Genomic DNA, 23,085 nt, shown 5'->3' with positions numbered 1-23,085 from the left:
AGGTGTGCTGGGGCTCTCAGGTGTGCTGGGGCAGCAGGGCAAGGGCCTGCTCGACGGTGAGCCGGTTGTCGCGTACGGCGGCCAGCAGCGCGTCGAGGTCGGCCGCGCTGACGCTGCCGGCCGGGACGGCGCCGGCGGGCTGCGGGGCGGTGCGGGAGGTGATGTGGGCGGCGAGGGCGGCCAGGCTCGGGTGGTCGTAGAGGACGCCGGCCTTCTCGTCGAGGCCGTAGGCGTTGTTGAGGAACGCGACGAACTCGACGCCGAGGATCGAGTCCAGGCCCAGGCTGTTGAACGTGGCGTCGGTGTCGATGTCCCACACGTCGCAGTACAGGGTCTGGGCCAGCTGCTCGCGCAGGGTCTCCAGGACGGCCGCCGTCCGCTCCCCCGCCGCCACCGGCGCCGCCGCGGCCGGGGCCGTCGCGGCCGGGGCTGCGGGGGCGGGGGTGGTGGCGTGGGGTGCCGGGGCGGGCGGGGGTGTGCCGCCCAGCGTCGCGGCGACATGGCGGGCGAACGCGGCGGGCGTCGGGTGGTCGTACAGCTCGGTGGCCTTGATGTCGATGGCGTACTTGGCGTTGACCAGGGCGATGAACTCGACGCTGAGGATCGAGTCGACGCCGAGCATCTGGAAGCTCTGCTCCGGATCGAGATCGGCGGGCTCCATGTAGAGCACCCCGGCGAGCACTTCGCCGACCTCTTCCGCGACCCGGTCCGCCACCGCCGGGTCGACCGCGCCGGCGACCGGGGCGACGGACGGGGCGGCAACGGGTGCGGCGGGCGCAGCGGCGGGGGTCGGGGTCGCCGGGACCGGGGCGGGAGCCGCCACGGACACCGGAGCCGGAGCCGGGGCCGGGGCCGGGGCCGGGGTGGGCGCCGTGCCCAGCGGCCGGAGGGAGATCTTGCGGTCACGGGTCATGGGTGGTGTCTCCTGTGGGTCGGGCCGGTCGGTCGCGGGCGGCGTCACGGCGCCCGGCGCCGCCGGCGCGGACGCCGGGGCCGGGCGGGGCACGAGGGCGGGCGCGGGCTCCACGCGGCGCGGCACCGGCGCGGGCGCGGGCGCGGCTTCCGGTGCGCGGCGCGGCGCCGGCGTGGGCGCGGGGTCAGCTGCCGGGCTCGGCGCCGGCGCGGCTGCGGGGGCCGGTGTGTGGGGGCGGCCGAAGTCGCGCAGGTGGGGGCGGGACAGGGCCGGTTCGGCCGTGGCGGTGCCCAGGCCCTTGTGGTGCAGGTGCTCGATCTGCAGGTCGTACCAGCAGCGGATGCGTTCGAAGGGGTAGTGCGGCAGCGGGATGCGGCGGGCGCCCGGCCCGGCGCCGCTGACCGTGGCGCGGTCGACGCGGCCCCCGTCGAGCCACAGCCGTACCGGGTCGTCCGCGGCGGCCTCGGTGCGCCGCCAGGGGCGGGGGCGGCCCGCCGCGAGGGCTTCGAGGGAGGCGAGCAGCGCGTCGAGGGAGTCGGCCGCCAGAGCGGCGCGGCGTTCCAGGGCGGGGCGTCCGACGGCGAAGGTGTGGGCGATGTCGGCGAGACGCGGCTCCTGGCCGCGGGCGCGGGCGGCGGTGAGGTGGCTGTGCAGGCGGCGGGCGGTGTCGGCCAGCGCCTGGTCGGTGCGGGCGGACAGGAACACCACGACCTGCTGCGGCCCGCCGGGCGTGCGGGGCGCGGACGGGGGCGGGGACTCGACGACGATGTGCGCGTTGGCGCCGCCGGCGCCGAAGGAGCTGATGCCCGCCCGCAGCGGACGGGCCGCCCCGTCGCGGGTGTGCCACGGTGCGGTGCTCTGCTGCACGGTGAACGGGATGCGGCCGAAGTCGATCTCGGGGTTGGCGGGGGTGGCGTGCAGGGAGGGCACCAGGGTGCGGTGCCGCATCTGCAGCAGGACCTTCGCCAGCGCCACCGCGCCGGCCGCCGACTCCAGGTGGCCGACGTTCGACTTCACGGACCCGATCGGCAGGTCTCCGGCGCCCTTGACGCCGTCGCGGGCGAACGCGGAGACCAGGCCGCGGATCTCGATGGGGTCGCCGAGCGCGGTGCCGGTGCCGTGCGCCTCGACGTAGTCGAGATCGCCGGCCGTCAGGCCCGCGTCGCGCAGAGCCTTGGTGACCAGGTCGGCCTGGGCGCGAGGGTTGGGCACGGTGTAGCCGTTGGTGCGGCCGCCGTGGTTGGCGGCGGTGCCGCGGATGACGGCGTGGATGTGGTCGCCGTCGCGCACCGCGTCGGCGAGCGGTTTGAGCACGAACGCGCCCACGCCCTCGCCGGGGACGTAGCCGTCGCCGCCCGCGCCGAAGCTGCGGCAGCGTCCGTCGCCGGCGGCGAACCTGCCCTGGCCGAGCATGAAGTACTTGTTGGGGTGGATCAGGACGTTCACGCCGCCGGCGAGGGCGACCTTCGAACTGCCGGCGCGCAGCGACTCCACCGCGAGGTGGATCGCGGTGAGCGCGGAGGAGCAGGCGGTGTCGACGGCCGTGCTGGGGCCCTGGAAGTCGAAGAAGTACGAGACGCGGTTGGCGATGGACCAGTAGGCGCTGTTGGCCAGGACCGGGTTGCCGCGCAGCCGCTCCTCCGCCTCGTGCAGCTGGTACTCGCCGTACATGGCGCCGACGAACACGCCGACGTCCTTGCGGTGCACGGGGTCGGCGGTGCTCACGAGGGTGTCGGGGGTGTATCCGGCGTCGTCCAGCGCGGCCCAGCAGGCCTCCAGGAAGAGCCGGGCCTGCGGGTCGACGGTGCCGGCCTCGCGGGGCGAGATGCTGAACAGCGGTGCGTCGAAGTTCTCCACGCCCTGAAGGAAGCCGCCCCACTTGGTGTAGGTGCGGTCCACGCGTGAGCGGTCGGGGTCGTAGAGGGCCTCGGCGTCCCAGCGTTCGCGCGGCACCTCGGTGATGCTGTCGCGTCCGGCGAGGAGGTTGGCCCACAGCTCGTCCAGGCCCTCGGCCTGCGGGAAGCGGCCGGCGACACCGATGATCGCGACGGCCCGCGGGTCGATGTCCCCGCTCCCGCCGGGCAGTTCGGCCCGCCCGGCGGCACCGGCCGGCAGGGCGGGCGCGGGCGTGGTGTCCAGCGGGGCGGTGGAGGAGGCGGGCGGTTCCTCGGCCTGCGGCGGGCCGGCGGAGACGGCGACCGCTGCGCCGGCCGCCCCGGTGCCGGGAGTGACGGCTTCGGGGGTGGCGCCGAGGGTGGTGCCGGGGGTGGTTTCGGTGGTGGTGCCGGTGAGTTCGGCGCACCGCTCGGGGAACTCCTCGAGGAGGTGCTCGGTGAGTTCGGCGACCGAACGGCACTCGAAGAGCAGCGTCTTGGAGAGCCGGCCGAAGTCCTTCTCCAGCAGTTCGACGACGCGGATGGCGAGCAGCGAGTCGATGCCGAGGTCGTCGAAGGGCCGGTCGGGGCTCACGTCGCCGACGGGGGTACGGGTGGCCTCGGCGACCGCGGCCCGCAGCCGGTCCTCCAACGCCCCCGCCGCGGCCGCGGGTGCGGGTGCGGCCGGTGCCGCAACCGCCGGGACCGGGGCGGGCGCGGGTGCGGGTGCGGCCGGTGCCGCAACCGCCGGGACCGGGGCGGGCGCGGCGGCCGGGGCCGGGTCGGGGCCGGTCAGGAGGGGGAAGGAGGCCCGCAGTTGGGGCAGGTCCCCGAAGAGGACGACGGGCGCGGGGTCCGCGGCCGGGGCGGCGAGGAGGGTCTCGAGGACGGCCAGGCCCACGTCGGCCGGCATCGGGCGCATGCCGAACGCGCCGAGGATCTGTTCGGCGTCGCCGCCGGTGCGCATGGAGCCGTCGGCCCAGTAGGGCCAGGCGACGGAGAGCGAACGCCCGTGGCGGGTGCCGGAGGTGACGCGGCGGGCGCGGCGGGCGACCAGTTCGTCGGCGGCGGCGTTGGCGAAGGCGTAGTCCGCCTGGCCGGGGCTGCCGAGGGCGCCGGAGACGGACGAGTAGACGACGAAGCAGTCCAGCGGCCAGTGGGCGGTGGCCTCGTCGAGCACGGCGGCCGAGGTGAGTTTGGCGGCGATCACCGTGTCGGCGTCGGCGCTGTCCTTGCGCAGGATGAAGGAGTCGCGCAGCGTGCCGGCGCAGTGCAGGACGCCGTGGACGGTGCCCTCGCCGTGCAGGCGGTCGGCGAAGGCGCGCACGGCCGCCGGGTCGGTGCTGTCGAGGCGGTGGTAGGTCACCGATCCGCCGGTGCGGGCGGCGTGCCGGGACAGGCGGGTGAGCTCGGCGGCGCGTTCGCCCTCGGCCGGGGAGCGGCCGGTCACCACGACGTGGGCGGCGTAGGTGCCGGCGAGGTGGCCGGCCAGCAGTGCGGCCAGGGCTCCCATGCCGTTGATCCAGTAGCGGCCGCCGTGGCGGAACGCCGGGCCGGCGGGCGCCGGGACGGTCCAGGGGCGCAGCACCGGTTCGGTGAGGGCGCCCTCGTGGCCGGTGCTCAGCCGGCGGGCGGTGGGCGGGTGGGCCGCCGCCGCCCGCACGGCGCGGGTCAGGGCGGCGGGCGTGGTGCCGGGCCCGAGGGCCAGGGCGGTGAGGTGGAAGCGCGGGTTCTCCCCGGCGAGGGAGCGGCCCAGGGCGGCCAGGCCGCTGCCGGTGACGGCGGCCGTGTCGTCGAGGCCGCCCGCGGGGTGGGGGACGACGATGCGGGCGCCGCGCCTGGCGAGCGGGCCCAGCAGGGCGCGCAGCAGGGCCAGTACGCGCAGCGCGTCGGCCCCCGGGCCGGAGCCCGGGTCGGCGGGCAGCGGCCAGACGACGACCGGCACGCCGCCCTCCGGCAGGCGGCCGGCCAGGTCGGCGCCGGCGGCCGCGGCGGCCTGGGCGTCGGGAGGGTCGGGCAGGCGCAGGTCGGCGCCCTCCAGGGGGGTTTCGCCGATGACGACGAGCGGCCCGCCCCACCCGCCGGTCCCGGCGGCGGCCGCGTCGGCGTCGGGGGCGGTGAAGGGGACCTCGGCGGGCGTGAACAGGTGCACGTCGGCCGGCAGGCGGGTCACGGCGGCTCCGGGCACCCCGGCAGGAACGACGGCCCCGTCGGACACGGCGGATCCGGCGGATCCGGGTGTCGTGGGTGCGGTGGGGGTGGTGGGCCGGGTGGGGCGCAGGGCGAGTCCTTCGAGGGTGAGGGCCGGTGTCCCGTCCGGTGCGCCGACCGTCACGTCGTACTTGCGGACCTGGCGGCCGCCGCCGGCCAGGCGCCGCGGGCGTACCTGCACCCACACCTCGTCGGGCAGCGGGCCGTGGACGTTCAGCGCGTCGACGGCGAAGGGGATGAACGTCTGCCCGCCGAGGTCCTCGCGCAGCACGCAGCCGATCACCGTCTGCAGGGCGCCGTCGAGGACGTACGGCGACAGGATCTGCCCGTCGGCGTCGGCGGGGGCGGCCGTGGTGGCGGCGACGCGGGCGAGGGCGCCGCCGGGGCCGTGCCGCAGTTCGCGCAGTACCTGGAAGGCGGGGCCGTAGCGGACGCCGTTGTCCTCGAAGTAGCGGTACAGCTCGGCCGGTTCGGCGCTGTCGGGGTGGGCGGCGGACAGGGCGGCCACATCGAGCGGTGCGGGCGGCGCGGCGGGGTCGGTGACGACGCGGGCCTGGGTGTGGGTGTGGTCGGAGACGATCCGCACCGTGTCGCCGTCGGTGACGGTGCGCAGGGTCACCGGGGCGGTGACCTCCACGGGCCGGTGGAAGGCGATGTCGGCCAGTCCGGTGGCCGTGGGGGCGCTGCGGCGGGCGGCCCGCAGGGCGAGGTCGAGCTGGGCGGCGGCGGGCAGCACGGGCCGGCCGGCCACCACGTGGTCGGCGGCCACCGGTTCGTCGGGCCGCACGGTGCGTGTCTGCCCGTCGTCGCCGGGGCGGGGCCAGCGGGTGCGGGCGAAGGGGTAGCCGGGCAGCCGGACGCGGCGGGCGGCGTGGCTCTGCGGTCCGGCGTCGGGCAGCGGCCCCTGACCGGTGAGCCACGGCTGCAGGTCCTTGGGTGCCGCGTCGGCGGCCAGGTCCCCGCCGTCGGCCAGGGCGCGGAGTTTGACGGCGAGTTCGCCGGGGGTGGCGGCGGACAGGGCGCAGCGCACGCGGCGGTGGCTGCGGCCGGTGCGCAGGGTGTGCACGACGTCGGCGAGCGGCAGCCGGCCGGCCGGGCCGGCCAGCGCGCCGGCCCAGGTGCGCAGCGCGGTCTCGGTGTGGGCGGACAGCAGGGCCCACCGCACGGGGCCGTCACCGGCGTCCTGCCCAGCGTGCTCCGCCGGCCCGTTCTGCCCTGCCTGTCCGGCGTGTGGGGGCTGTTCGGGTCGGATGGTGGGCGGGGCCTGTTCGAGGACGGCGTGGGCGTTGGTGCCGCCGATGCCGAAGGAGCTGACGGCGGCGCGGCGCGGCCCGTCGGGCACCGGCCAGCCGTCGGCGGTGGCGTCCTGGGAGGCGATGCGCAGGTTGCCCGTGCCGCCGAGGGCGCGGTTGGGTGCGGTGAAGGGGACCTGGCGGGGCACGGTGGCGTGTTCGAGGGCCAGGACGGCCTTGATGACGCCGGCGACGCCGGCGGCGGTGTTGAGGTGGCCGAGGACGGACTTGACCGAGCCGATCACCGCCGGGTGCGGGCGGTCGCCGCCGTAGACCCGTTCCAGGGCGGCGAATTCGATCGGGTCGCCCATGGGGGTGCCGGTGCCGTGGGTCTCCAGGCAGCCCACCGAGTGCGGGTCGACGCCCGCGACGGCCAGCGCCTCGCGGATCACCGCCTCCTGCCCCTCGGGGGAGGGTGCGTGGTAGTCCATCTTGCGGGCGCCGTCGTTGCCCACGGCGCTGCCGCGCAGCACGGCGCGCACCGGGTCGCCGTCGCGCAGCGCGTCGGCGAGGCGGCGCAGGACGAGCGCGCCGCCGCCGTTGCCGAACACGGTGCCGTCGGCGGTGTCGTCGAAGGGCCGGCACTCGCCGCTCGGCGAGAGGATCATGCCGGGGGCGGCGAGGTAGCCGGCCTGCGGGAAGTGCAGGGAGGCGCCGGCAACCACCGCCAGGTCGCACTCCTCCGCGAGGAGGGCCTCGGCGGCCAGGTGCAGGCCGACCAGGGTGCTGGAGCAGGCGGACTGCACGCTCATGCTCGGTCCGGTCAGGCCGAGTTTGTAGGAGATGCGGCCGGCCGCGAAGTCCTTGTCGGTGGAGGAGAAGCGCATCATCCCGGCGGCGTCGAGTTCGGTGATCCGGACCGGGGGGTGGACGGGCTGGCCGACGGAGGCGTACACGCCGGTGCGCAGCCCGGTGGCGTCGGGGGCGAACCCGGCGTCCTCCAGGGCGTGCCAGGCGACCTCCAGCAGCAGCCGCTGCTGGGGGTCGAGCCATTCGGCGTGCTGGGCGCTGTAGCCGAAGAACTCGGCGTCGAAGGCGTCGGCGTCCTCCAGGACGGCCCCGGCGGGCACGAACGCCTCGTGCCGCACGGTCCGCGGGTCGTGGCCGAGGGCGATCAGCTCGTCGGTGCTGTAGCGGCGGATGCCGGAGCGCTGCTGCTCGAGCAGGTCCCACAGCTGTTCGACGGAGGTGGCGGGCCCGAACCGGCAGGCCATGCCGACGACGGCGACGGCGTTCGGGTCCTGCCCGAGGTCGGGGCCGCTGGGCGGTGTGGTCATCGTTCGTCTCCGAGTCGGAACGCGCGCCGCAGCTCACGGCGGGAGGGGCGGGCGGGCACCGGGGCGGTTCCCGGCCGGTCGGCGGGGGCCGGGCCCGTGTCGCCGCCCAGGCGGGCGGTGAGCAGGCCGACGAGGTCGTCGAGGGTCGGCCGGGCGAACAGGTCGGCGAGTTCGAGCGAGGCGCCGGGATAGGCGTCGTCGAGGCGGGCGAAGAGCCGCCCCAGCAGCAGGGAGTTGCCGCCCAGGTCGAAGAACCTCCGGTCGCCCGGTACGTCGTCGAGTTCGAGGAGTTCGCGCCACAGGGCGCCGACCCGGTCCGCGATCGCCGCCCGTCCGACGGGCGCCGGTGCCGGTACGGATTCGGGCCCGGCCGCAGGCGCGGGTGCCGTGTCGGCGGGCGCGGATGCGGCCGCGGGCGCGGGTGCCGTGTCGGCGGGGGCGGGGGTGGTGGGGTCGGCGAGGCGGGCCGCCGCCTGCCGGTCGACCTTGCGGTTGGGGGTGAGCGGGAGTTGCTCGGCGGCGATCAGGCGGTCGGGCAGCATCCACGGCGGCAGCGCCGCGGAGGCGTACTCGCGCAGTGCGCCGATGTCGGGCAGGGCGGTGCCGGCGCGCGGGACGGCGATCGCCAGCAGCCGGGCGGAGGGGCCCTCGCCGTGCACGGTGACGACGACGCGGGCGAGCGCCGGGTGGCCGCCCAGTACGGTCTCGATCTCGCCGAGCTCCATGCGGTGGCCGCGGACCTTGACCTGGCTGTCGGCCCGGCCGAGGAAGACCAGCCGGCCGTCGGCGTCGCGGCGTACGAGATCGCCGGTGCGGAACCAGCGTCCGCCGCCCTCGGGCCGCAGCGGGTGGCCGGTGAACCGTTCGGCGGTCAGCTGCGGCCGCTGCCAGTAGCCGCGGGCCACGCCGGGGCCGCCGATCCACAGTTCACCGCTCTCCCCCACCGCCGCCTCGCGGGTCGCGGCGGTGTCGGTGACGAGCAGGTCCGTGGCGCCGATCGGCCCGCCGAGGTGGACGGGGCCGCCGGCGGTGACCGGTCCGATGGTGGACCAGATGGTCGCTTCGGTGGGTCCGTAGACGTTCCACAGGCTGCCGGTGCGCTCGGCGAGCGCGGCGGCGAGGTTGGGCGGCAGTGCCTCCCCGCCGCACAGGGCGGTCAGTTCACGCCGGCCGCTCCAGCCGCCGTCCACGAGCAGCTGCCAGCCGGCGGGGGTGGCCTGCATGGCGGTGACGGCCCGCTCGTCGATCAGCCGGCCCAGCCGGCGGGCGTCGACGACGTCCGCGCGTTCGGCGATCACGACGGTGCCGCCGGTCAGGAGCGGGAGGAACAGCTCCAGGACGGAGATGTCGAAGCACAGGGTGGTGACCGCCAGCAGCCGCCCGGGGGCGTCCTCGGTGATGCCGACCGTGGAGGCGATCGCCTCCAGGGTGTGCACGACGTTGGCGTGGGTGACCGGGACGCCCTTGGGCCGTCCGGTGCTGCCGGAGGTGAACATCACGTAGGCGAGGTCGTCCGGCCCGCACACCGCCGCGGCCGGCTCCCGCCCCTGCCCGCCCGTCGGCGCACCGGCGAGGGCCGCGGCCGGGGCGGCAGGGGTGGTGGGGGTGGCAGGGGTGGTGGGGTCGACGATCCGCAGCCGCTGCGGCAGCAGCCACGTCAGCTCGCGGTCGGCGACGGCCACCTCGCATCCCGCGTCCCCGACGACCAGCTTCAGCCGTTCGCTCGGGTAGGAGTCGTCCAGCGGCACATAGGGGCGTCCGCTCTTGAGGATGCCCAGCAGGACGGCCGGCAGCCGCATGCTGCGGTGCATCAGGACGGCGACGGGGGCGCCGGGCGCGGCCAGTCGGGACACCCGGTGGGCGATGTCGTCGGAGAGCGCGTCGAGTTCGGCGTAGCTGAGGCTGCCGTGCGCGTCCTCGACGGCCGTCGCCCGCCCGTGGCGGCGCACGGTGGCCGCGAAGCGCGTGACGAGGGTCCCGGCCGCCGGGTCGAGCAGCTCCCCCACCGTGGCGGGGCGGCGGGCCAGTTCGGCCGCGGTGCGCCGCAGGTCCTCGACGAAGGCGTCGACGCGCGCGGTGTCCAGGACGGCGGTGCGGTGGTTGGCGAGGATCTCCGTGCCGGCGGGGGTGTCGGTCACCTCCAGGCCGAGGTCGAAGTGCCCGCGCTGTCCGCGCCGGTACACCGGCTCCCAGCCGTCCGGTGTCGGGGCGTCGCCGGTGCGCTCCCAGTTCTGGTAGGCGAGGGTGACGGTGGGCACGGCGTCCTCGCCGCCCGCCGCCCGGCACAGTTCGACCAGGCGCGGGTAGGGCAGCCGGGCGTGGCCGAGCGCGCCGCGCACCTCCTGGTTCAGGTCCTTCAGCCAGTCGGTGACCGGCCGGCCGGGGTCGAGGTCGATCCGCAGCGGCACGGTGCTGACGAAGCAGCCGACGCTTGTCTCCTCCTCGCGCGAGGTGCGCCCGTAGGTGGGGACGGCGACGAGGAACGAGCGGTGCCCGGTGGCCCGGGACAGCGCGGCGGCGAACGCGGCGAGCAGCACGGTGAACGGCGGCACGCCGGCGCTCTGCGCGACCTGGGCGAGGTGCTGCGACAGGGCGGGCGGCATCCGGTACTCGCGGTGGCCTCCCGCGGCCCCGGCCCGCCCGCCGCCGCCGGGGAACAGCACGCCCTGCGGCGCGGCGCCGGCCAGCCGCTGGGTCCAGTACCGCTCGTCCTCCTGGAGGGCGCCGGGTGCGCCGGTCTCCTGCTCGCGGCGCAGCGCACGGGCGAAGGGGGCGGCGGGCGCCGGGGCGGGGCCGCCGTGCGCGGCGGCGGTGTACAGGGCGGCGAGGTCGTCGCGCAGCAGTTCGGCGGAGCGTCCGTCGACGGCGATGTGATGGGTGGTCAGCTGCAGGACGGGGCCCTGGCCGCCGTCCTGCGGCTCCCACAGGACGGCACGCAGCAACGGTCCTGCGGAGGTGTCGATCCGCCGGTCCGCCTCGTCCCTGACGGCCTGGCCGATGGTGTCCTCGGCGACGATGCGGGTGGCGAGGGCGGTGGTGTCAGGGGCGGGGAGGAAGGCGGGGGCGCCGTCGTGGGGCCGTACGCGGCAGCCGAGCACCGGGTGCCGGCGCACCAGGGCGGCGACGGCGTCCCGCAGGGCCTCGCGGTCGGCGGTGGCGGGCAGCCGCCACGCCAGGCTGATGTTGTACGGGGCGTGGGGCGCGGCGCCCTGGTCGGCGGCCCACATCCCCGCCAGCCGGTCGGGCAGTACGGCGGTCCGGTCGTCGTCGACGCCCGCTTCCACAGGCACGGGCACGGTCGCGGTCGCGGGTGTGTGCGGGCCGGCCGCCGTGACAGGCGCGGCAGCGGTGGTGGCGTCCGGCGTGGCCGCGGTGGCCGGCACCGGGCCGGCGGCAGGGGTGGTGGCCGCGGTGACGGCGGCGGTCAGCTGCGGGCCCATGTCGGCGAGCAGACGGTCGGTCAGTTCTTGCAGGGTGGCACTGTCGAGCAGGACAGACAGGGGGATGCGGCCCAGGTCGTCCTCGAGCATGCGGCTGAGGCGCATCAGGGAGATGGAGTCGACGCCGTAGTCGGTGAGCGGGGCCTGCGGGTCGATCGTCTCCGGCCGTACCCCGACGGCCTCGGCGACGCGTTCGCCCAGCCAGCGCAGGGCGGCCCGTGCGGGGGCGGTGTCCTGTGCGGGGGTGGCGGCGGGGGCGGCGGGCGCGGGTGCCGGTGCGGGCGCGGTGGGGGCCGTCTCGATGACGGTGGTGGTGGTGGGCAGGGCCCGGTCCCAGACGGTGTGGTCGCCGGCGACGAGGGCGATGTAGGCGGTGTCGGGGGTGGTGGCGGCGGTGAGGCGGGGCCACAGGGCCGCCACCGCGTCGCGGGTGGCGACCGGTGCGAGGCCGTAGGTCTGTTCGAGGTAGCGCAGGGTGTCGGGGGCGGGGGCCGTGCCCGCGTCGGCGAGGACCGGCCAGCCGACGGTCAGGGTGCGGCCGGGGCGCAGGCCGCGTGCGGCCCAGCGGGCGCGCTGGTGGGCGAACTGGTCGAGGAAGCCGTTGGCGAAGGCGTAGTCGCTCTGGCCCTGGTTGCCGACGAGGGAGGCGAGGGAGGAGGCGAGGACGAAGAAGTCCAGCGGGTGGTCGGCGAGGGCGGCGTCGAGGTGGAGCGCGCCGAGTATCTTGCTGCGGCACACGGCCTGGACGGCTTCGGGGGTCTTGCCGCGCAGGAACTGGTCGCGCAGTACTCCGGCGGCGTGGACGACGCCGTGCAGGCGGATGCGGCTGTCGGCGAGGTGGGTGGCGAGGTCGGCGACCTGTCGGGGGTCGGTGGCGTCGCAGCGGCGGTAGATGATCCGGTCGTCGCCGGCGGCGGCGCGGCGCAGGGTCTCGAGGGCGGCGTCGTCCGGTTCCGAGCGGCCGATCAGGACGAGGCGTGCGGTGGGGGCACGGTGCAGGATGCCGGCGGCGATGTGCCGTCCCAGTCCGCCCAGTCCGCCGGTGATCAGGTAGGTGCCGGCCCCGTCGAGGAGAGTGCCGGCGGTGCCGGGGGCCGGTTCGGGGGTGCGGGTGAGGACGGCGGTGCGGCGCCGGCCGGCGGGGCCCAGGCGGGTCCAGTCGGCGTCGTCGGCGGCGGTCTCCGCGAGGAGGGCGGTGCGGGCGGCGTCGGGGTCCGCCAGCGCCCAGGCGGCGTCGAGGGTGGCCAGGCGCAGGGTGAACCGGCCGGTCTCTCCCGCGGCGGTGCGCATCAGGCTGTGCAGGGCGCGCACAAGGGGGGTGAGGTGCCCGTCGGGTGCGGTGCGGGTCACCAGCAGGATGCGGGCGCCGTCCAGGGCGCGGCTGCGTACGAGGGTGCGCAGCAGGGTGAACAGGGGGGTGAGTGCGGTGGTGGTGAAGTGTTCCCAGGCGGCCGGGGTCTGTTCGAGGCGCAGGGGGGTGGTGCCGAGCCCGGGGTGGTGCGGGTCGGTGAGGTGGGTGAGGTCGATGAGGACGGTGGCCGGGGTGCCGGTGCGGGCCGCTGTCCGCTCGAGCTGCTGCTCGTCGAGGCCGGGGCCGGGTTCGAGCAGGGCGGCGGCCGGGATGTGGCCGGGGGCGTGGGCGGCGAGGGTGCCGGAGCCGTCGCCGATCAGCCACAGCGGGCCGTCGGTGCCGGCGCGGGTGTCGTCGCCGATGGGGGCGGTGTGCCAGCCCAGGCGGTAGCCGGCCAGCGGCACGTCGGCCGGGTGGGCGGGTGCGGTGGCCGGTTCGGGGTGTGCGGTGAGGGCGGCAGGCACTGCGGTGGTGTCCACGCGGATGCGGAAGCCGTCGATCTCGGCGAGGACCTCGCCGTTGTCGGGGTCGATGAGGCACAGGTCGAAGACGTGGACGCCGGCGGTCTCGTCGCGCCTGACGCGGCGTGTGTGGACGTAGGCGCCGGTGGTGGCGGGTCGGTGGACGGTGAGCCGGCCGATGGTCAGGGGCCGCAGCCTGCGGGGTGCGGGCGTCTCGGTGAGCAGCAGGTACGCGGCGCTCTGGCAGGCGCCGTCGAGGAGGGCGGGGTGCAGCACATGGCGTCCGTCCGTGTCCTCGCCCGGTGGCAGGCGCAGTTCGGCGGTGGTCTCCTCGCCGTGCACGGCGGTGCGCCGCACCGTGCGGTAGAGCGGCCCGTAGGTGAACCCGTGGGTGGTGAAGGCCTGGTAGAAGGCGTCGGTGCCGGTGTCGTGGCCGTCGAGGCGGGCGTCGAGGTCGGCGGGCCGGTAGACGAGGTGGGGGCGCAGGGGGGCGCCGGCGCCGTCGGCGGGCCGGGGGTGGGTGGTGCCCTGGGCGACGAGGGTGCCGGCGACGGTGGTGGTGAAGCGGCGGGTGCCGTGGGTGTCGGGTTCCTCGAGGTGGGTGGTGACGGTCATGGGCAGCCCGGTGGCGGGCCGGGGCCAGGCGAGGTCGCGGATGTCGGTGCGGTAGGGGTTCTCGTCGGCGGCGATCAGCGCTTCGTGGACGAGTTCGGGGTGGAACGCGCCGGGCAGCAGCATCTGTTCGTCGACGATGTGGTCGCGCACCCAGCGGGAGGCGCCGCCGAGGCGGGCGGTGACGGTGCGGGCGGCGGGCACGCGGACGGTGTCGGTGAGCGGCATGTGGGAGGGCCGCTCGGCTGCCGGCCGGCCGGCGCCGGGCACGGTGCAGGGGATGCGGGCGAAGGGGGTGGGCGGCAGCGGCACCCGTCGTGCCGGGCCGGTGGGGGCCCGGTAGGTGCCGTGGGCGACCCAGGCCCGCGCGGCGCCGCGCCCGCCGTCGTCGTCGTCGTGAGCGTGCGGGTGGTCACCGGTGTCGGGGCCGGGGTGGTCGGCGGTGGTGAGGGCGGGGTGGGGGGTGTCCTCGGCCAGGGCGCGCAGCGCGGCGCGCAGTTCGGCGTGGTCGTGGGCGGTGACGGCGGCGCGGTGCGGTCCCGGGTCGCGGCCGGTGGCCAGGGTGTGGGCGATGTCGGCGAGGGTCGCGGTGGCGTCGTCGACGGTGTCGGCGAGGCGGCGGGCGACGGTGCGCAGCCGGTCGGCGTCCGGCGCGGCGAGCGGCACGAGCACCGGTAGGGGTGCGCCGGTGCCGGCGGGCGGCGGCATCCGGTACTCCTCCAGGACGGCGTGGGCGCCCGCGCCGCCCGCGCCGAAGGAGCTGACGGCGCAGCGGCGCGGCCGGTCACCGCTCCAGGGTTCGGTGGCCCGCTGGATGTGCAGGGGGGTGTTGTCCAGGTCGAGTTTCGGGTTGAGCCGGTCGGCGCCGATGGTGGGCACGAAGCGGTGGTGGCGCAGTTGGAGGATCGCCTTGGTCAGTCCGGCGATGCCGGCGGCGGCCTCCGTGTGGCCGATGTTCGACTTGACCGAGCCGATGCGCAGCGGTTCCCGGGCGGGCCGGCTGTCTTCGAAGGCCAGGGCCAGGGCGCGCAGTTCGACGGGGTCGCCGAGTTCGGTGCCGGTGCCGTGGGCCTCGAGGTAGCCGATGCCGGCGGCCTCGAGGCCGGCGTCCTTGAGGGTGGCGTCGATGAGGGCGGCCTGGGCGCGCGGGTTGGGGACGGTGTAGCCGCCGGTGCCGCCGCCGTGGTTGAGGCCGGTGCCGCGGATGACGGCGTGGATGGTGTCGCCGTCCGCCTCGGCGCGGTCCAGGCGTTTGAGGACGACGGCGCCGGCGCCTTCGCCGGGGACGAAGCCGTCGCCGCCGGCGCCGAAGCTGCGGGTGCGGTCGCCTCTGGAGGGCATGCCGAGCGCGCACAGGCCGGCGAACCGGTCGGGGTGCAGGTAGAGGTTGACTCCCCCGGCCAGGGCGAGGTCGGCCTCGCCGTCGCGCAGGGCCCGGCACGCCAGGTGCAGCGCGGTCAGCGAGGAGGAGCACATGGTGTCGACGCTCAGGCTCGGGCCGCTGAGGTCGAAGGCGTGGGAGACGCGGTTGGCGACGGACGCGGCGGCGGTGACCGCGTATTCGGGGTTGTCGGCGCCGGCGGTGCGGGCGTCGTGCTGGGCGAGGAGGTGGCTGTTGGCGGTGACCCCGGCGAACACGCCCACCCGCGGCCCGCCGTGATGACCTGTCAGGGAGGGGCGGGCGTAGCCGGCGTGCTCGAACGCCTCACGGGCCACTTCCAGGAACAGCCGCTCCTGCGGGTCCATCAGGGCCGCGTCCCTGGGGGTGATGCGGAACAGGGCCGCATCGAAGGTGTCGATGTCGTCGAGGAAGCAGCCGTAGCGGGCGTAGCCGCCGCCTGCGGTGCGGGCGGTGCGCCAGTCCCAGCGTTCCGCGGGCACTTCGCGGACCGGGGTGCGGCCCGAACTGAGCAGTTCCCAGAAGGCGTCGAGGTCCTGGGCGCCCGGGTAGCGGCCGGCGAGGCCGACCACGGCGATCGCCGCGCCGGGCGCGGCGGCCGGCGCACCGGCCGGCGGCGCGGGCGGTACGGCGGCGGGGGCGGCGGTGAGCGGGGCGGCGGGCAGGCGGGCCGGGGCGCTCACGCCTGCGGCGGCCGGCGGCGCGGGGGGCGCGGGGGGCGCGGTGGCACGGCTCCCGGCAGGCGGTGCGGCGGGGGCGGTGGGTGTGGGGGCGAGGTGGCGGGCCAGGGCGCGGGGGGTGGGGTGTTCGAAGATCAGGGTGGCGGGCACCGGCCGGTCGGGGAACATCTCGCGCAGCCGCTGGGTGAGTTCCTCGTGGAGCAGCGAGTCGACGCCCAGGGCGGGGAAGTCGCTGTCCGCGTCGAGCAGGGCCGGGTCCTGGGCGGTGAGTTCGGCGACCAGCGCCAGCAGCTGTGCCACCGTCCCGGCGGTGTCCTCGCCGCGCCGGGTGTCGTCGCGCCGGGTGTCGTCGCCGGGGTGGGTGCCGGGGCGGTTGGGGGTGTGGTGTGTGGGGGTGTCCGGGGCGGTGCGGCGGGCGAGCATCCGGGCGAGGTCGTCGACGGTGCGGTGCTCGAACAGGGCGGTCGCGGTCAGCGGGCCGTGGCTGCGGGAGACGGCCTGGACCAGTTCCATGTTGAGGAGCGAGTCGATGCCCAGTTCCTGCCAGGGCAGATAGCCGGGGACGGTGGCCGACGGGTCGCCGAGCAGGTCGCGCACGATCCGGCGCAGTCCTTCGGCGATCTCCTCGGTGCGGTCGGCGCCGGCGGCGGGCGGCCGGCAGGTGAGCAGGGCGACGCAGCCGGGCGCGTCGCGCAGGTGGTCGGTGTCGGTCAGGCTCCAGCCGCGGGCCGTGAGCAGCGAGCGCCAGCGTGCCACGTCCAGCAGCGGGCCGTGGGGCATGCGCCGGTCGGTGTCGACGTAGCGCCACCAGCCGTCGGTGAGGCCGAAGGTGAGGGTGTAGACGGCGGCCGGGGCGACCATCTCGACGAGCAGCAGCCGCCCGCCGGGGGCGAGGAGTTCCTCGATGTGGGCGAGGGTGCGGGACAGGTCGCGGGTGGCGTGCAGGACGTTGCTCGCCACGACGAGGTCGAAGGTGTGCTCGGCGAGTCCCTGGGTGCCGGGGTTCTTCTCGATGTCCAGCAGCCGGGGGGTGATCCGGTCGCCGAAGCGGCGGCGGCCGTGCTGCAGGAAGGCCGGTGACAGGTCCGTGTACACGTAGTCGAAGCGGGTGACGCCGCGGGCGTCGAGGGCGTCGAGGGCGGCGGCGGTGGTGCCGCCCACGCCGGCGCCGATCTCCAGGATGCGGGCGCCGGCGGGCACGGTGCGGGCGGCGTCGGCCAGGGCGTGGGCGGCGGCGGTGTTGACCGGGTCGAAGAGCCGGTTGCCGCTGTAGACGGCGCTGACGGGGCCGAGGTCGCCGCCGGGGAACAGGACGGCGGTGGCGGGCACCTCGCCGCGCAGCACCGGCCCGTAGGACTCCAGGGCACGGTCCAGGAGGGTGAGGTGGCCGGCCAGGTCGGGGTGGTCGGCGAGCAGCGCCCGGCGGGTGCGGGCGAGTTCGGCGGGTCGGGGCACCGGCCGGCCGGCGCGGTGGCGGCCGGCGAGGAGGTCGAGGACCGCGGCCAGCAGCAGCCGGTGCTCGGGCACGGCCGCCAGCAGCTGGGCGGCGCTGTGGACGGTGGTGGCGGGGTCGGCGGCGAGCGCCGGGGTGAGGCCCAGTTCGCTCATCCGGTGGGCGAGCGCCCCGCCGGCGTAGTCCTCGAGCCGGTGGGCGGCGTCGTCGGCGGCCGCCGTGACGTTGTCCGCCGGCCCGGACACCGCGGACACGGACGCGGACGCGGGGGTGGCGGACGCGGGGGTGGCGGGGGGTGCGGTGAGCGGGCGCAGCGGTTGCGGGTCGCCGGCGACGGCGACGATCTGAGGTCGGTTGCCGGACATGCCCGCTTCCAAGGCGGCCACTCCCCTTTCCGGGTCGAAGTCGGTGAGGCCGGGGTACTCGCGCCGGACGTGGGCGCTGTAGCGGCGGGCGAGGCCGGTGTCGCGCCACAGGCCCCAGTCGAAGGCGCGGACGGTCGGTCCGGCGTGGTCGGTGGCGGCGGCGTAGTGGCCGAGGAAGGCGTTGGCGGCGGCGTAGTTGAGGCCGCCGGCGCTGCCGAAGAGGCCGGCGACGGAGGAGAACAGGACGAGCGCGCAGGGCGGCGTGCCGGGGGTCTGCTGGTGTGCGCGCAGGGCGCGGGCGAGCGTGAGGACCGCGTGCACCTTGGTCGCCAGGACCTCGTCGAGGTCGTGGGCGGTCAGTTCGTGCAGGGGGGCGGCGCTGACGGAGCCGATGCTGTGCACGATGCCGTCGAGGCGGCCGTAGGCGTCGTGGCAGTCGGCGAGGACGCGTGCGATGTCGTCGTCGCGGGTGATGTCGGCGCTGCGGTAGCGGGCGTGGCCGCCTTGCGCGGTGAGTTCGGCGAGCAGGGCGCGGGTGTCCTCGCCGGCCGGTGAGCGGCCGACGAGGAGCAGGCGGGCGCCGTAGTGGGCGGCCAGGTGGCGGGCGACGGCGGCGCCGATGCCGCCGGTGCCGCCGAACAGGACGTAGCTGCCGCCGTGGACGAAACCTTCCCTCCGCGTGGCGGCGGGCGGGGCCTGCTCGGTGTAGACCTGGCGCAGTCGCCGGCCGTCGCGCAGGGCGGTCAGCGCGACGGTGTCCGCGCACGGTTCGCGCAACGCCGCGGCCAGGTCGCCGGGGGTGGGCGCGGTGTCCAGGTCGACGGCCGCGCAGGTGAGGTGTCCGGCTTCGCGCGGCAGGGTGCGCAGTGCTCCCAGCAGGGCGCCCTGCAGGGCGGCGCCCGGTTGCGGGGCGCCGGACACGGGTGCGGCGAGGCGGGTGGTGACCAGGGTGACCTGTGCCGGGCTGTTGTGGCGGGCCAGGACCTGGCCCACCGTCAGCAGTGCTTCGAGCCAGCCGCGCAGGGCGAGCGCGCCGGCACGGTCCTCGCTCCAGGACGAGCCGTCGACCAGCAGCGCGATGCGCGGCGGCCGGCCGCCGGCGTGGTGCAGGGCCCGTGTGAAGGCGTCCGCGTCGAGCCGCCCGCCGCTCAGGGCGCACCGCACGGCCCCTCCCCCGGCACCGGGGTCGGCGAGGTCGGCGAGGGGGGCGCTGGTGTCGTCGTGGACGAGGAGGAGGGGGCCGCCGGGGTCCTCGTCCGGCGCGGCGGACGGTTCCGGCATCCACTGGGGGGAAAGGAGGCGTACCCCGTCCCCGTCGGGCACACCCGGCGCGGACGGCTGCGGTGCGGGAACAGGCGTGGCGGACACGGCGGCAGGTGGTGCGGGGGTGTCCCACTCGGGTACCAGGACGCGCAGGGAGGCGACGGCGTCGGCGACGGCCTGCTCGTGGGCGGCGTCGGGGAGTTCGCTGCCGGCCGGGGTCGCCTCGCGGGTGGCCGCAGCCCGGTCGGAGGCGCCCGCTGCCGCCGTGCCGGCGGGGTGGGGGGCGGCCGGGTGCAGGCGCAGTCCGGTGACCCGCAGGACGGGGGTGCCGTCGGGGTCGGTGGCCTGGAGGTCGAGGACCGCGTGGGTGGGGCCGGCGGCGACCCGGTGGACGGTGAGCTGGGCGGTGGGCGGGATGCGGCCGCTCCACTCGATGTGGTCGGCGGCGGCCGCCACGCGGGGTCCCTCGCCGTCCAGGAGGGCGCAGGAGGCCTGCAGGGCGGCGTCCAGCCAGGCCACGCGGCGGGTGCGCGGGTCGGTGTCGGCGGGGGCGGTGATCCGGGCGCTGACGCGGGCGCCGGTGCGGCGGACCTCGTGCAGCAGCCGGTAGACGGGGCCCACCTCGACGGTGTTGCGGGCCAGGACGGCGTCGAGGTCGACGTCGTGGCCGGGCCCGTCGGCGAGGTCGGCCGGGCGGGGGGCGGCGGCGGGCGCGGCGGCGGGGACGGCGGTGGCGCAGATCCCGCCGTCGTGCTCCAGGTGCAGGCGCGTGGTGGCGCCGTCGGGGGTGGTGCGGCAGGTCAGGTGGACGGCGCTGCCGGCCGGTACGGGGACGGGCCGCAGCAGCCGCAGGCGGCTCAGGGCGACGGGTCCGCCGTCGGCGAGGGCGTCGATGAGGGCGGCGCCGGGCAGCACGGTGCGGCCGCCGACGCGGTGGCGGGTCAGCGGGTGCCCGTCGTGGAGGGTGTAGCGGGGCCGGCCGGGCGCGTCGTCGGGGCCGGCGCCGGGCTGCGCGGCAGGTGCGGCAGGTGCGGCGGGCCGGGGTACGGGGGTGGGCAGCCAGTAGGACTGCCGCTCGAAGGGGTAGGGCACCAGCGGGACGCGGCGGGGCGCCGGGCCGTCGGGGCGCAGGGCCGCCCAGTCGGCCGGGGTGAGGTCGCTGCCGTCGAGCCAGTCGCGCAGCCGGGGGTCGGCGGGGCGGGGTCGGTGGCCGTCGGCGGCGAAGCGGTGGGCCTGTTCGGCGAGTTGGGCGAGGTCGGTGACGGTGAAGGCGGCCCGGTGGGCGAAGTGGCGGCGGCCGCTCTGCAGGGTCCAGGCCAGGGCGTCGAGCGGGGGTGCGTCCTCGCGTGCGGCCAGGCGGGCGATGCTGTCGGCGAGCCGGGCCAGGGCGGTGGGGGTGGCGGCCGACAGCGGCACGGTCTGCGGGGCGTTCCGCGGTGCGGCGCCGGGGTCGCCGGGGCGGGCGGGGCGGGTGGCCGGGGGTGCTTCTTCCAGGACGACGTGGGCGTTGCTGCCGCCGAATCCGAACGCGCTGACCGCCGCCCGGCGTGGCCGGCCGGGCTCCGCGGGCCAGGGCACCGCGTGCTCCGCGACGGCGAGGGGGGTGTCCTCGAGGGCGATGTGCGGGTTGAGGCGGGTGAAGCCGGGGGTGGCGGGGATGAGTTCGTGGCGCAGCACCTGGACGGCCTTGACGAGTCCGGCGAGTCCCGAGGCGCCTTCGAGGTGGCCGATGTTGGCCTTGGCCGAGCCGACCCACAACCGGCCCCCGGGTCCGGCGGCCCGCCGGGGCATGCCCTGCGGGTCGTGGGCGAACACCTCGCGCACGGCGTCGAGTTCGATCGGGTCGCCCAGCGGGGTGCCGGTGCCGTGCGCCTCGAGGAAGCCGAGGTCGGCGGCGCCGAGGCCGGCCGTGCGGAGCGCGCCGCGGATCAGGTCGCTCTGGGCCTTGGGGCTGGGGGCGGTCAGTGAGGCCGCCCGCCCGCCGTGGTTGACGGCGCCGGCGCGGACGACGGCCAGGACCGGGTCGCCGTCGGCGACGGCGCGGCGCAGTGACTTCAGCACGATCCAGCCGGCGCCCTCGCCGCGGACGAAGCCGTCGGCGCCCTGGTCGAAGACTTTGCTGGTGCCGTTCGGGGAGAGCATTCCGGCGGTGCGGTAGGCGCGGGCGTTGAAGCCGTTGCTGATCAGGTTCGCGGCCCCGGCCAGGGCGATCTCGCAGGTGCCGGCGCGGATCGCGGCGTCGGCGAGCGTGAGCGCGGTCAGGGCGCCCGAGCAGGCGGTGTCGAGGGTGATGCTGGGGCCGGTGAAGTCGTAGAGGTGGGAGACGCGGTTGGCGAGGAAGGCGGGGAAGGTCCCGGTGGTGGCGTAGCCGTCGGCGGCCGTCTCGTGCTGGACCAGCTGTTCGCGGTAGTCGTAGCTGCAGGCGGCGGCGTAGACGCCGACGCCGGTCCCGGCGAGGGAGTCGGGGTCGAGGCCGGCGTGCTCGAGGGCGTGCCAGCTCAGTTCGAGCAGGGCCCGCTGCTGGGGGTCCATGGAGGCGGCCTGGCGGGGTGTCATGTCGAAGAACGCGGCGTCGAAGAGGTCGGTCCCCTCCAGCAGCGCGGCGCGCAGTCCTTCGGGCACGGCTCCGGCGAGGCGGCCGGGCGGCACGTCGTCGATCCGGCACTCGCCGGCGGCGAGCAGCGACCAGAAGGCGTCGACGTCGTCGGCGCCGGGCACCCGTACGGCCATCCCGATGACGGCGACGTCGTCGTCCCCGCCCGCCGGACCGTGCACCGTGTCCGCCGGGGCGGGCCCGGGGGCCGGTACGGCCGCCTGCACCGGGCCCGGTACGGGGGCCGGTACGGGGGCCGGTACGGGGGCCGGTACGGGGGCCGGTACGGGGGCCGGTTCGGGGGCCGGTTCGGGGGTGGTGCCGGTGGGGGCCGGGAGCACGGCGGCCAGGGCGCGCAGGGTGGGGTGGCGCCAGACGGCGGTGGCGGGCAGGTCGGTGCCGAAGGCGGTGCGGATGTCGCGGACCAGGCGCAGGGCGCGTGCGGAGTCCAGGCCCTGTTCGCCCAGGGGCCGTTCGGCGTCGACGGGGTGTCCGAGGATGCCGGCGGCGAGGGCGGTGAGCCGGTCGGTCACCTCCGCCCGGTCGGCGGCCGGCCGTGCCGCGGCGGGGGTGTCCGGCCGGGCCGGGGCGGCGGCACGGACCAGCGCGTCGTGCAGGGCGTCGAGGTAGGCGGCCGCGTCGCTGCCGTTGAGCACGGTGTGGTCGAAGGCCAGGACCATGCGCCGTACGGGGGTGGTGCCGGTGTCCTCGACGGCGCCGAGGAACAGGGTGGCCACGGCGGGCGGTACGACGACCGGCACGGCCAGCGTCGCGCCCGTGCCGCCGAGGTGGGAGAGGATCAGGGTGACGCGCGAGTCGGCCCGGGAGGTGCCGGCGAGAGCGTCCTCGACGGCCTGCGCGTAGCGCTCGTCGAACGTGGCCGGGTCCAGGGTGTCGGCGGCGCGCACCACCGCTGTGGTGAGGTCGCCGTCGTCGGTGGCGCAGGCGATGCCGAGGTCGACGTGGTCGTGGACGCGCAGCCGCCTCTCGTCCAGGCGGCGTGAGCGCAGGGCCGGGGCGGTGGCGGCGGTGTGCGCGGCGATGTGGGCGAAGGCCTGGAAGACGGTGGCGAACCCGGCGCCCTGGTGCGCGCGCCTCGCCCGTTCCAGGACGTCCTCGGCGACGACGGCGGCCACGGCGGCGGGCACCACCGCGTCCCGCGAGGCCCGCAGGGCCCGGTTCAACTCGCGCTGCCGCCGCGACTGTTCGACGTCCACGAACCCGCCGCCGGCCGGCCCCACGCCCTGCACGGCCTCCCCCGTGTCCGTGGTGCCCGGGGCGGGCGGGGCGGGCGCGGTCTCGTGCGGGGTGGCCGCGGTGTCCGGGGCGGGCGCGGTCTCGTGCGGGGGTGTCGTAGTGGTCGCGGCGAGGTGGCGTTCGAGGTCGGCGGGCATGAGGCTGGTGCCGGCGGCGGGGATGGAGGGCAGGGTGGCCTCGTCGATGCCCAGGCGGCGGGCGTGGGCGCGGGTGCGGGGCGGTATGCGGCGCGTTCCGGCGGGCTGCGGCCGGCCGGGGACGCCGTGCGCGGACGCTCCGGCGGCGGGCTCGGCCGCCGGCCCCGACCCGGATGCGGATCCGGCTGCGGATGCGGATGCGGATGCGGCTTCGGTTCGGGTCGGGGGTGCGGGTTGCGCGGGTGCGGGGGTGATGCGGGCGACGGGGGCGCCGATCGCGACGGTGTCGCCCTCGGCGACGAGCCAGGTGTCCAGGGTGCCGGCGGTCGGGGATTCGATCTCGACGGCTGCCTTGTCGTGTTCCATCTCGTAGACGACCTCGTCCTTGGCGACCGTGTCGCCGGGCTGCTTGAGGAGCCGGACGATGCGCACCTCGACGATCCCCTCGCCGAGACGCGGGACGGACAGCACGGACTGGCTGGTCATCTGCGGTTCCTTCGTCATGCC

2 protein-coding genes are annotated in these 23,085 nt (G+C 77.1%); both read right to left on the bottom strand.

Translation table 11 applies throughout. From position 1 onward, the window contains the following. Window positions 1-16: 16 nt before the first annotated feature. Window positions 17-7,567 carry a beta-ketoacyl synthase N-terminal-like domain-containing protein gene (locus SPRI_RS39805; protein ID WP_053556636.1) on the bottom strand — a complete coding sequence of 2,517 codons (7,551 nt, stop codon included), beginning with the start codon at window positions 7,565-7,567 and terminating at the stop codon, window positions 17-19. Further along, window positions 7,564-23,064, bottom strand: coding sequence for a non-ribosomal peptide synthetase (locus tag SPRI_RS38310; RefSeq protein WP_053556637.1), 15,501 nt, complete (start codon window positions 23,062-23,064; stop codon window positions 7,564-7,566). The genes SPRI_RS39805 and SPRI_RS38310 overlap by 4 nt, the downstream gene beginning before the upstream one ends. Window positions 23,065-23,085: the final 21 nt, after the last annotated feature.

Origin of the sequence: Streptomyces pristinaespiralis (assembly GCF_001278075.1) — a bacterium.
GTDB classification, from domain to species: domain Bacteria; phylum Actinomycetota; class Actinomycetes; order Streptomycetales; family Streptomycetaceae; genus Streptomyces; species Streptomyces pristinaespiralis.
Note: the sequence above shows the minus strand (reverse complement) of the source record. Positions and strands in the feature narration are given on the sequence as shown.